This window comes from Blastococcus goldschmidtiae, assembly GCF_031845325.1.
GTDB lineage: Bacteria > Actinomycetota > Actinomycetes > Mycobacteriales > Geodermatophilaceae > Blastococcus > Blastococcus goldschmidtiae.
Map to the genome: position 1 here is coordinate 1 of NZ_JAVREI010000029.1, position 11891 is coordinate 11891.

At 72.9% G+C, this 11891-nt stretch carries 11 protein-coding genes; 10 read left to right on the forward strand and 1 reads right to left on the reverse strand.

Annotation, left to right across the window (positions count from 1 at the left end):
- Positions 1–122: 122 nt before the first annotated feature.
- From glgP to RM425_RS21290, 3 genes are all read left to right on the forward strand, one after another.
- Entirely contained in the window at positions 123–2687 is a 2565-nt protein-coding gene (gene glgP / locus RM425_RS21280; protein WP_311347237.1) for an alpha-glucan family phosphorylase, read from the forward strand.
- Positions 2688–2870: 183 nt separating this feature from the next.
- Complete coding sequence (locus RM425_RS21285) at positions 2871–3839, forward strand: FHA domain-containing protein (RefSeq protein ID WP_311347238.1); 969 nt, start codon at positions 2871–2873, stop codon at positions 3837–3839.
- An 82-nt stretch (positions 3840–3921) separates the two neighbouring features.
- Positions 3922–4449 carry a hypothetical protein gene (locus RM425_RS21290; RefSeq protein WP_311347239.1) on the forward strand — a complete coding sequence of 176 codons (528 nt, stop codon included), beginning with the start codon at positions 3922–3924 and terminating at the stop codon, positions 4447–4449.
- A gap of 21 nt (positions 4450–4470) precedes the next feature.
- On the opposite strand, the gene glgX is transcribed toward RM425_RS21290, so the two are convergent.
- Positions 4471–6606, reverse strand: a complete 2136-nt coding sequence (glgX, locus tag RM425_RS21295; RefSeq protein ID WP_311347240.1) for a glycogen debranching protein GlgX — start codon at positions 6604–6606, stop codon at positions 4471–4473.
- Between the two features lie 71 nt (positions 6607–6677).
- On the opposite strand from glgX, the gene RM425_RS21300 reads away from it, so the two are divergent.
- The 7 genes from RM425_RS21300 (at position 6678) to RM425_RS21325 (ending at position 11838) form a co-directional block, all read left to right on the forward strand.
- Positions 6678–7484 carry an ABC transporter ATP-binding protein gene (locus tag RM425_RS21300; RefSeq protein WP_311347241.1) on the forward strand — a complete coding sequence of 269 codons (807 nt, stop codon included), beginning with the start codon at positions 6678–6680 and terminating at the stop codon, positions 7482–7484.
- Between the two features lie 10 nt (positions 7485–7494).
- Complete coding sequence (locus tag RM425_RS21305; protein ID WP_311347242.1) at positions 7495–8283, forward strand: enoyl-CoA hydratase/isomerase family protein; 789 nt, start codon at positions 7495–7497, stop codon at positions 8281–8283.
- 77 nt (positions 8284–8360) lie between these two features.
- Positions 8361–8519 (forward strand): hypothetical protein, encoded by a 159-nt coding sequence (locus tag RM425_RS21310; protein WP_311347243.1) that lies wholly within the window; start codon positions 8361–8363, stop codon positions 8517–8519.
- A 125-nt stretch (positions 8520–8644) separates the two neighbouring features.
- Entirely contained in the window at positions 8645–8779 is a 135-nt protein-coding gene (locus RM425_RS21760; protein ID WP_396137078.1) for an RGCVC family protein, read from the forward strand.
- Between the two features lie 27 nt (positions 8780–8806).
- Complete coding sequence (locus tag RM425_RS21315) at positions 8807–9916, forward strand: L-cysteine desulfhydrase Cds1 (RefSeq protein WP_311347244.1); 1110 nt, start codon at positions 8807–8809, stop codon at positions 9914–9916.
- Between the two features lie 134 nt (positions 9917–10050).
- The gene (locus tag RM425_RS21320; protein ID WP_449495094.1) at positions 10051–10830 is read left to right on the forward strand and encodes an electron transfer flavoprotein subunit beta/FixA family protein; all 780 of its coding nucleotides are present in this window, start codon (positions 10051–10053) and stop codon (positions 10828–10830) included.
- Between the two features lie 45 nt (positions 10831–10875).
- A complete protein-coding gene (locus RM425_RS21325) occupies positions 10876–11838 on the forward strand; it encodes an electron transfer flavoprotein subunit alpha/FixB family protein (protein WP_311347245.1) in 963 nt (320 codons plus the stop codon).
- Positions 11839–11891: the final 53 nt, after the last annotated feature.

Sequence of the window (11891 nt, forward strand, 5' to 3'; positions counted from 1 at the left end):
GGTGGGGGGCGACCGGGCGTGGGGTGGGGGATCGACGCGTCCTGGGGCCCGTGGGACGAGGGCGCCCAGAGATCTCCCGCGCACCCCTGGCGGTACCGCTCAGGCTGGCTAGTCTCGTCCGCGTGCGAGCCCTCCGTCGTTTCACCGTCCGCGCCGCCCTCCCGGAGCCGCTGCTCCCGCTGTCCCAGCTGGTGATGAACCTCCGCTGGTCCTGGCACCCCGAGACCCGGGACCTGTTCGAGACCCTCGATCCCGCGCTCTGGCAGAGCTGCGGCGGGGACCCGGTCAAGGCGCTGGGCGAGGTTTCGGCGGAGCGGCTGGCGGCCCTGGCCAAGGACCGCCGCTTCGTCCGCCGTCTCCAGGACGCCGTCGACGACCTGGAGGAGTACCTCGCCACGCCGCGCTGGTACCAGTCGCTGGGTACCGACACGGCGAACGGTGGGGCGCCGGCGAGCATCGCCTACTTCTCCGCGGAGTTCGGCATCACCGAGGTGCTCCCGCAGTACTCGGGCGGGCTGGGCATCCTGGCCGGTGACCACCTCAAGGCGGCGTCGGACCTTGGCGTCCCGCTCATCGGCGTCGGGCTGCTGTACCGCGCCGGCTACTTCGAGCAGGGGCTGTCCTCCGACGGCTGGCAGCTCGAGCACTACCCGTCGCTGGACCCGCACGGCCTCCCGGTCAAGCTGCTGCGCGAGCCCGACGGCTCCGCCGTCGTCATCTCCGTGCCGCTCCCCGAGGGCCGCACCCTCTACGCGCACGTGTGGCGGGCGCAGGTCGGCCGCGTCACCCTCCTGCTGCTCGACAGCGACATCGAGGAGAACGCGCCGGCCGAGCGCGGGGTGACCGACCGCCTGTACGGCGGCGACGAGGACCACCGCCTGCGCCAGGAGATGCTGCTGGGCATCGGCGGCGTCCGGGCTCTGCGCGCCTACTGCGCGCGCACCGGCACCCCGGCCCCGGAGGTGTTCCACGCGAACGAGGGCCACGCCGGCTTCTCCGGCCTGGAGCGGATCCGCGAGCTGATGGAGTCCCACGGCCTGGCGTTCGCCGAGGCGCTGCAGGCGGTGCGCTCGGGCACCGTGTTCACCACGCACACGCCCGTGCCTGCCGGCATCGACCGGTTCCCGAAGGCGCTCATCGAGCGGTACTTCGCCGGCTTCGGCGTGCCGCTGCACGACCTGCTCGCACTGGGTGCCGAGGAGGACCCGGCGAAGTACAACATGGCTCACATGGGCCTGCGGCTGGGTCAGCGCGCCAACGGCGTGAGCGAGCTGCACGGCCACGTGAGCCGGGGCATGTTCAGCAACCTGTGGCCGGGCTTCGACGAGAGCGACGTGCCGATCGGCTCCATCACCAACGGCGTGCACGCGCCGACCTGGACCGCGCGCGAGCTGGTGGACATGGGCACCCAGACCTCCAGCCAGGGCGACCCGGTCGAGGTCGACGGCCCGGTGCACTTCGACGGCGTCGACGGGATCCCCGCCGGCGACCTCTGGGCCATCCGCCGCACCCTGCGCGCCCGGCTGGTCGAGGAGGTGCGGCGCCGCGTCCGGGAGACCGCGCTGTCCCGCGGTGCCACCGAGGCCGAGGTCGGCTGGACCGAGACCGTCTTCGACCCGGACGTGCTGACCATCGGGTTCGCCCGCCGGGTGCCGAGCTACAAGCGCCTGACGCTGATGCTGCGCGACCCGGCCCGGCTCAAGGCGATGCTCCTGGACCCGGAGCGCCCCCTGCAGCTCGTCATCGCCGGCAAGAGCCACCCCGCCGACGACGGCGGCAAGAAGCTGATCCAGCAGATGGTGGAGTTCGCCGACGACCCGGAGATCCGGCACCGCATCGCGTTCCTGCCCGGCTACGACATCGGCATGGCCCGCTACCTCTACTGGGGTTGCGACGTCTGGCTGAACAACCCGCTCCGTCCGCTGGAGGCCTGCGGCACCTCGGGAATGAAGTCGGCCCTCAACGGCGGGCTGAACCTCTCCATCCGCGACGGCTGGTGGGACGAGTGGTTCGACGGCCAGAACGGCTGGGCCATCCCCACGGCCGACGGCGTCGCCGACGCGGACCGCCGCGACGAGGTGGAGGCGCGGGCCATCTACGAGCTGCTGTCCACCCAGGTGCTGCCGCGGTTCTACGAGCGCGACGGCGAGGGTGTGCCGGCGCGGTGGGTGGAGATGGTCCGCCACACGCTGCGCGAGACCGGCCCCAAGGTGCTGGCCACCCGCATGGTGCGCGACTACGTGCAGGCGCTCTACGTGCCGGCGGCGCGGTCGGCCCGCGTCATGTCCGCCGACGGGTACACCCCGGCGCGCGCGGAGTCGCAGTGGCGGGGGCACCTGCTGCACAACTGGTCGACCGTCCGCGTCGCGCACGTCGAGGCGACCGGCGCCGGCGACACCCCGGAGATCGGGTCGACCCTCGCGCTGCGCGCGGAGGTGGAGCTGCCAGGGCTGGAGCCGGGCGACGTCCAGGTGCAGGCCGCCTACGGCCGGGTGGACGACGCCGACGGGCTGCACGACGTGACCACGGTGCCCATGGCGCACGAGCAGACCGAGGGGTCGCGGCACTGGTTCACGGCCACCGTCCCGCTCGAGCGCACCGGTGCGTTCGGCTACACCGTGCGCGTCCTCCCGCACTCCGAGCACCTGGCCGACCCGGCCGAGCTCGGCGTGGTGACGACGGCCTGAGAAGGGACCCCGTCCTCCCCACCCTTCGCAAGCTCAGGGCGGGACCCGGGACGGGGCCACCGGTCACCCGTCGCGACGCTCCCGTCACGCTCGTCCCATCTGTTCGGTTCAACACAGGACGATCACGGCGTGGCGGGGGCGGCCGGGCGCGGAACCCCGTTGTGCATCACTAGGCTGGCCGCCATGCCCGACCGCTGTGAAGTCCTGCCCGGAGACGCCGTCGTCGCCCGCCGCGACGGCGGGATGCTGTGGGTCGACGCACCCGGTTCCCCAGCCCTCGTCGCTGCCCTGCACGCCTGCCTCGGGGTCTCGGGCCCCGGGGCCGAGCAGGTGCTGACGGCCGTGGCCGCGCAGGCCGGGTCGCTCGCCTCCGGCACCGCGTCGTTCGCCCTCGTCCTGGCCGACGCCGGCACCGGTTCCGGTGTCGCCGTCTGGTCCGGTAAGGGGCAGCCCTCCGTGGACGGGGTGCCGGTCTCCGGTTCCTCGGTCTCCGGCGGCACCGTCGCCTCCTTCTCGCTGGGCCGCACGCTCTACGTCGGCCCGGGATCCTCCGGCCCGCAGCCGACCCCCGGGGTCTCCTTCGACCTCGTCGAGGGCACCGTCCCCGGTTCCGGCGCGACGCTGCACGTGGCCGGTTCCGCGGCCGCATCGTCCTCGCCGGCGCCGGCCGAGGCCGCGCCGTCCTCGTTCACCGCAGGCTCGGACTCCGGCTTCGGGGCCGGTACCGGTGCGAGCCGGGCCAGCGCCCCGGCCGAGTCGGGGGAGCAGACCGCGTTCTGGCGGCCGGACTCCGACGCGGCTCCCGCCGACGACGCCCCGGTGCTGCGTTTCGACGACGGGCTGGTCATCCCCGTGGACGGCGATCTCGTGCTCGGGCGCCGTCCCGACAGCCACGAGATGGTCACCAGCGGCACCGCCCGCCCGGTGCCGATCGCGGACACGCAGAACGTCCTCTCCTCCGCCCACGCCGCTCTGACGCGGTCGGGCGACGAGGTCTCGCTGGTCGACCTCGGTTCCCTCAACGGCACCCACGTCGCCGGCCCCGAGGCCACCGAGTGGACCCAGCTCGAGCCGGGCATCGCCCACCCGCTCTCCGACGGCGACCGCCTCCTCCTGGGCTGGACCGTCATCACCTTCGAGCAGGCCGGGTAACACTCCCAGCATCGAACCCCGGAGGCCCAGGACCGCACCGGTCCTGGGCCTCCGGCGTTCACCGGTGCTGCAGGATCAGCGCGTGCACATCGGAGAGGACCCCGCCCACGAGCTCGCGCTCAGTGCGGCCGGCTACCTGCCCGTGTCCGCGCGTCGGCTGGCGCAGAAGGTGCTGCTGATCCTGCTGTCCGGTCGCATGTGGGTCCGCGACGACGACGGGTTGCGCCGCGGCCTCACCGGGCCGACATGGGTGACCTGGTACCCGGGCGAGGCGATCCAGTACGGCGCCCTCGAAGACACGGTGCACTGGGTGATCGCGTCGCCGATCGGGCCCGTTCCGCCGGGATCGCCACGACCCGGCTCCCTCGTGCGCCTCCGGGACGTCAGGGGCGACGGGAGGTCCTCCGACGTCGCACTGCTCGTCCACTACCTGGACGACTCGCCCGACCGGACCGGTCCGATGTCGGCAGTGCTCGACGTCCCCGGCGGCGGGATCGGGATCCACGCGCTCACCGACGTCCTCGAGGTCGTCGAGCAGTCGGACGAGGACCTGCACGACTGGAGCTTCGGGCCGGGCCTCGACCGCCCCGTGCGCCTGTCCGGCACCTGATCCGGTGCCCAGGGACGAGGGTCAGGGCCTCCGCAGCACCTTGAGCACCCAGACGCAACGGGCGGGCAGCTCCACCGGGCCCGGCGCGACGATCGCCGTCCCCGGGGGTGCGCCGGTCGGGTACTCGGTGGACATCACAAGCTCGTAGCCGTCGGCCCACGGCGCCTCGGGCAGCTGGACCGTCAGCGGCTCCGGCCCGGCGTGCAGCCACACCAAGTAGCAGTCGTCGACCACCGGCCGGCCGAGGGCGTCGCGGTGCCTGATGCCGCGCCCGTCGAGGTACATGCCCACCGTCTGCAGCCCGGTGTCGAACCAGTCGGCGGTGGTCAGCTGCCCGCCGCCCGGGGCGAACCAGGCGAGGTCGCGGGTGCCCCCGGTGCCCGGCAGCTCGTGGCCCTCGAAGAACGCCTCCTGCCGCAGCACCGGCGCCGAGCGGCGCAGCCGCAGCAGGTGGGCGACGAAGCCGCGCAGGTCCTCGTCGACCTGCGTCCAGTCCAGCCAGGAGAGCTCGTTGTCCTGGCAGTAGGCGTTGTTGTTGCCGCGCTGGGTGCGGCCCAGCTCGTCGCCGGCGGTGAGCATGGGCACCCCGGTGGAGACCAGCAGCGTGGCGAGCAGGTTGCGCACCTGCCGGGCGCGGAGGGCGGTGATCTCCGGGTCGGCGGTCTCGCCCTCGACGCCGCAGTTCCAGTTCCGGTTGTGGTTCTCGCCGTCCCGGTTGTCCTCGCCGTTGGCCTCGTTGTGCTTCTGCTCGTAGGTCACGAGGTCCCGCATCGGGAAGCCGTCGTGGGCGGTGACGAAGTTGATGCTGGCGAACGGGCGGCGGCCGTCGGAGCGGTAGAGGTCCGAGGAGCCGGTGAGCCGGTAGGCCAGGTCGCGGACGCCCACGTGCGCCCCGGACCACACGTCGCGCACGGTGTCGCGGTACTTGCCGTTCCACTCCGTCCACGGTGGCGGGAAGTTGCCCACCTGGTAGCCGCCCGGGCCGACGTCCCACGGCTCGGCGATCAGCTTCACCCGGCTGACCACCGGGTCCTGGTGGACCACGTCGAAGAATGCCGACAGCCGGTCGACGTCGTGCATCGAGCGGGCCAGCGCCGAGGCGAGGTCGAAGCGGAAGCCGTCGACGTGCATCTCGGTCACCCAGTAGCGCAGCGAGTCCATGAGCAGACCCAGGACCGCGGGACGGCGGACGTCCAGGGTGTTCCCGCAGCCGGTGTAGTCGGTGTAGCGGGCGGGGTTCTGCGCGTCGAGCCGGTAGTAGCCCGCGTTGTCGATGCCCTTGAACGACAGCGTGGGGCCGGTCTGGTCGCCCTCGGCGGTGTGGTTGTAGACGACGTCGAGGATCACCTCGATGCCGGCGGCGTGCAGCGCCTTGACCATCGTCTTGAACTCGGTCACCTGGCCACCGCCGCTGCCCGAGGAGCTGTACGCGGCGTGCGGGGCGAAGAAGCCGAGGGTGTTGTAGCCCCAGTAGTTCGTCAGCCCGCGGCGCAGCAGGTGCGGCTCGCTGACGAAGTGGTGCACCGGGAGCAGCTCCACCGCCGTCACTCCCAGGGACTGCAGGTGTTCGACGAAGGCCGGGTGGGCCAGTCCCGCGTAGGTGCCGCGCAGCGCCGCCGGCACGCCGGGGTGCCGCATGGTCGCGCCCTTGACGTGCACCTCGTAGATGACGGTGTCCGACCACGAGGTCCGCGGGGCGCGGTCGCCGTCCCACGGGAAGGTGTCGTGCACGACGACGCCGCGGGGGACGTGCGGCGCGGAGTCCCGGTCGTCGGGGACGGCGCTGTCGACGGCGTCGCCGGGGTGCCCGAACTGGGCGGGGTGCAGCTGCAGCCCGCCGTCCACCGCGCGGGCGTAGGGATCGAGCAGCAGCTTGGCCGGGTTGTACCGGTGCCCGGTGGCCGGGTCGTAGGCCCCGTGCACCCGGTAGCCGTAGCGCTGGCCGGGGCCGATGCCGGTGACGCGGCCGTGCCACACCTGGTGGGTGCTCTCGGTGAGCGGATGCCGGTGCTCGGTGCCGTCGGGGTCGAACAGGCACAGCTCCACCGCGGATGCGCCGGCCGACCACAGGGCGAAGTTGGTGCCCGTGCCGTCCCAGTGCGCGCCGAGCGGGGCGGGGGAGCCGGGCAGGACCTCGACGGCCGGGGATGCGGTCACCGGGCGATCGTGCCAAGTCCGGGGGTGGATGGCGTGCAGGTGGCGCGCGCGGGGTGGGGTTGGATGGGGTCGTGACGAGCTCAGATGCCCCGGACGGCGCCGTCGTACGGATGACCGGGGTCGACGTCGTGCGGGGTGAGAGCCACCTGCTGCGCGGCGTCGACTGGCGCGTGGAGGCCGACCACCGGTGGGTGGTGCTCGGGCCGAACGGTGCGGGGAAGACCACGCTGCTGCAGCTGGCGGCCGCGCTGATGCATCCCAGCCGGGGCGAGGTGCAGCTGCTGGGGGAGACCCTGGGCGAGGTCGACGTCTTCGAGCTGCGTCCGCGCATCGGGCTGACCAGCGCGGCCCTCAGTCAGCGGATCGCGCCGGCGGAGAAGACCGGCGACGTCGTGGTCTCGGCCGGGTACGCCGTCGTCGGCCGGTGGCGGGAGCGCTACGACGTCCACGACCTCACCCGTGCCGGGATGCTCATGGAGCAGTGGGGCGTGGCCCAGTTCGCGCACCGGCCGTTCGGGACGCTGAGCGAGGGGGAGCGCAAGCGGACCCAGATCGCCCGCGCGCTGATGCCCGACCCCGAGCTGCTGCTGCTGGACGAGCCGGGCGCCGGCCTGGACCTCGGTGGACGCGAGGACCTGGTGGCCCGGCTGTCGGACCTCGCGAGGTACCACTACGCGCCCGCGCAGGTGCTGGTCACCCACCACGTCGAGGAGATCCCACCGGGGTACACCCACGCCCTCTTGCTGCGCGGCGGGGAGATCGTCGCCGTCGGCGCCGCCGACGACGTCCTGACCGCCGGGACCCTCTCGGACACCTTCGGACTGCCGCTGGAGCTCAGCCGCACCGACGGTCGTTTCACCGCCCGCCGCGCTCGCTAGGGTGCCGTCCATGGCGCAGACCCCGGAGTTCGTGACCCTGCAGGTGGAGGACGGGGTGGGCACGATCCGCCTCGACCGCCCGAAGATGAACGCCATCGACGAGCAGCTGCACATGGAGGTGCGCGCCGCGGCGATCGAGGCGGGGGAGCGCGCCGACGTGCGCGCCGTCGTCGTCTACGGCGGCGAGCGGGTGTTCGCCGCCGGCGCCGACATCAAGGCCATGTCCCAGCTGGACGCCGCCGGCATGCGCGAGTGGGGCCGCGAGCTGCAGGACTCCTTCCGCACGGTCGCCCGGCTGCCGAAGCCGGTCATCTCGGCCATCACCGGCTACGCCCTCGGCGGCGGGTACGAGCTGGCGCTGTGCGCCGACTTCCGGGTGCTGGGCGCCAAGGCGAAGATCGGCCAGCCGGAGATCCTGCTCGGGGTCATCCCGGGCGCCGGCGGCACCCAGCGGCTGGCCCGCCTGGTCGGCCCGGCCAAGGCCAAGGACCTGGTCTTCACCGGCCGGCACGTCGGTGCGGAGGAGGCGCTCGAGATCGGCCTGGCCGACGCCGTCGTCCCCGACGCCGAGGTGTACGAGACCGCCGTGGCCATGGCACGCAAGTTCGCCGCCGGGCCGCCGCTGGCCCTGGCCGCCGCGAAGCGCGCCATCGACGAGGGGCTCGAGCTGCCCATCGACGAGGCCCTGGCGCTGGAGACCCGGCTGTTCGCCCAGCTGTTCGACACCGAGGACCAGGCGACCGGCATGCGCTCGTTCCTGGAGAGCGGCCCGGGCAAGGCGGAGTTCACCGGCCGCTAGGCGCACCTGTCCGTCGCCGAGAGATCACCGGACCGTCACGTCTCCGTACCGGGCACCGCCATGTCCGGTCGGCCACGATGCGCGAGGCCGTCGGCGCCGGGGTCGGGGGGCTGGAACGAGGAGATGTCCGGCTGGTCACCACTCCGGAGATGCTCGGCGCGCTGGGCATGGTGCCGGCCGAGCGCCCGGTGCTGGTCGTGCCGCGGGAGCCGGGGACGGCGCCGGTCGGGGAGTAGCGTCGAGGCGTCCTGGTCCTCCCTCGCGCACCGGCCGTCTGCACCCGCTGCCGGGACCAGGGGCACACCGCGGGCCGGCTGTCCGGCCCAGTCAGGTCCGCCATGACGTCCGCACCGCCCCCACCATCGAGCAGGTCCCGGCCGATGCGTGCGGCAACTGCCCGCACCCGCTGAGCGCGCACGACACCATCTTCCTGCGCTTCTGCCGCGCCACCCGGGCCGGCGAGCTGCCGCGCGGATGCGCCTGCCCGTCGTCCTGACGGCGGGCGATGCGTGATCATGCGGGGGTGAACGCTCCCGGGCATCCCGCCGCCGTCGACCGCTCCGACCCCGGCGGCCGGGCCTGGGTCGACCGCGCGGTCGCGATGGTCGAGGCCGACGCCCGCCGCAGCGCCGACACCCACCTGCTGGTCTACCCGCTGCCGCCGGAGTGGGGCATCGACCTGTACCTCAAGGACGAGTCGACGCACCCGACCGGCAGCCTCAAGCACCGGCTGGCCCGGTCGCTGTTCCTCTACGGGCTGTGCTCGGGGCAGATCACCGAGGGCAGCACCGTGGTGGAGGCGTCCAGCGGGTCGACGGCGGTCAGCGAGGCCTACTTCGCGCGGATGCTCGGCCTGCCCTTCGTCGCGGTGATGCCCCGCTCGACCAGCTCCGAGAAGGTGGCGCTCATCGAGTTCCACGGCGGGCGCTGCACCTTCGTGGACCGGGCGCCGGAGATGTACGAGGCGGCCCGCCGCCTGGCCGCCGAGTGCGGTGGTCACTACCTGGACCAGTTCACCTTCGCGGAGCGGGCCACCGACTGGCGCGGCAACAACAACATCGCCGAATCCATCTTCGACCAGCTCTCGGCGGAGCGGCACCCGATCCCGGAGTGGGTGGTCGTGGGCGCCGGCACGGGCGGGACGAGCGCCACCATCGGCCGCTACCTGCGCTACCGCCGGCACCCCACCCGGCTGGCCGTCGTGGACCCGGAGAACTCCGCGTTCTTCCCCGGCTACGCCAGCGGCGACCCGGACACGACCACCGGGATGCCGTCCCGGATCGAGGGCATCGGCCGCCCTCGGGTGGAGCCCTCGTTCGTGCCCACCATCGTCGACCGGATGGTCCGCGTGCCCGATGCCGCCTCGCTGGCGGCGATGCGGCACCTGGCCGAGGTGACCGGGCGGCGGGCCGGCGGGTCCACCGGCACCAACCTCTGGGGCGCCTTCGGCCTCGTGGCCGAGCTGCTGGCGGCGGGACGCACCGGCAGCGTGGTCACCCTGCTGTGCGACGGCGGCGAGCGCTACGCCCACACCTACTACTCCGACGAGTGGGTCGCCGGGCAGGGACTGGACCTCGCTCCGCACACCGGCACGCTGCGCCGATTCGCCGCGACCGGGGAGTGGGACCGGTGAGTGGGACCGGGCGGGTGACATGGCTCACCCAGCCCTCGTCCTGCGCCGCCTTAACGTGCAAGTAACCTCAGGGGTCGGAGCTGGGCGGGCTACCTGCCCGCACCCCCTGACCCCGTCGCGGAGGTAGGTCTGGCGTGAACATCGTCGTTCTGGTCAAGCAGGTCCCCGATTCCGGTAGCGAGCGCAAGATGGATCCGGCGGACAACACCGTCGCCCGCGCCGCCGCCGACAACGTCGTCAACGAGATCGACGAGTACGCCATCGAAGAGGCGCTCGTGGTCAAGGAGGCCCAGGGTGGCGAGGTCACCGTCCTGACCGTCGGCCCCGACAGCGCCACCGACGCCATCCGGAAGGCCCTCTCCATGGGGGCCGACAAGGCGGTGCACATCTCGGACGAGGCCATCAAGGGCTCCGACGCCGTGCAGATCAGCGCCGTCCTGGCCGCTGCGCTGGGTCAGCTCGAGTTCGACCTGGTCATCTGCGGCGCCGAGGCGACCGACAGCCAGATGAGCGTCATGCCGGCGCTGCTGGCCGAGCGGCTGGGTCTCCCGCAGCTCTCCGGCGCCCGCAAGCTCACCGTCGACGGCGGCACCGCCAAGATCGAGCGGCAGACCGACGGCGGCTACTGGGCCGTCGAGGCCCCGCTGCCGGCGATCGTCTCCACCTGGGACACGATCAACGAGCCGCGCTACCCCTCGTTCAAGGGGATCATGGCCGCCAAGAAGAAGCCGGTCGAGACCAAGTCGCTCGCCGATCTCGGCGTCGACGCCTCGGCCGTCGGCCAGGCCAACGCGACCACCCAGGTCCTCGACTTCTCCGGACGCCCGCCGAAGGGCGAGGGCGTCAAGGTGACCGACGAGGGCGACGGCGCACAGAAGTTCGTCGACTTCCTCGCCGGCCAGAAGATCGTCTGAGTAAGGCCCGGTTCCACAGACCGATTGCAGAGGAGAGAACAAGTCATGGCAGAGGTCCTGGTCCTGGCCGAGCTCAACCCGGCCGGCGGAGGAGTCCGCAAGACGACCCTCGAGGCGCTGACCGCGGCTCGCGCGCTCGGTGAGCCGTCCGCGGTCGTCATCGCCGCCCCCGGCACCGCCGCGGGCGTGAAGGACGCGCTGGCCGAGTACGGCGCAGCCACCGTCTACGTCGCCGAGGCCCCCGAGGTCGACGAGTTCCTCGTCGCTCCCAAGGCCGAGGTGCTGGCCCAGCTGGTGCAGGAGAAGTCGCCGGCCGCGGTCGTCATCCCCTCCTCGCCCGAGGGCAAGGAGATCGCCGCCCGTCTGGCGATCAAGATCGGCAGCGGCTTCCTGACCGACGTCACGGAGATCGCCGCCGACGGCACCGCGACCCAGGTCGCGTTCGCCGGCTCGGTGATCGTCCACTCGAAGGTCACCGCCGGCACCCCGATCTACACGCTGCGCGGCAACTCGGTCACCCCCGAGCCGGCCGCCGGTGCGGGCGCCGAGCAGGCCGTGTCCGTGTCGGTCTCCGACGCCGCCAAGGGCGCCAAGGTCACCGACCGCGTCGTCGAGCAGAAGAGCAGCCGCCCCGAGCTCACCGAGGCCTCGATCGTGGTCTCCGGTGGTCGCGGTGTGGCCAGCGCCGAGAACTTCTCGATCATCGAGGGCCTGGCCGACTCGCTCGGTGCCGCCGTCGGCGCCTCGCGCGCCGCGGTCGACTCCGGCTTCTACCCGCACAGCTTCCAGGTCGGGCAGACCGGCAAGACCGTCTCGCCGAACCTCTACGTCGCCGTCGGCATCTCCGGTGCGATCCAGCACCGCGCGGGCATGCAGACGTCGAAGACGATCGTCGCCATCAACAAGGACCCGGAGGCGCCGATCTTCGAGCTCGCCGACTTCGGTGTCATCGGTGACCTGAACACGGTCGTCCCGCAGGCGACCGAGCAGATCAACGCCCGCAAGTAACTCCAGCAGCGCCGTCGAGCGGCGGTTACCCTCCGCGGGCCCGCGCGCGAAGC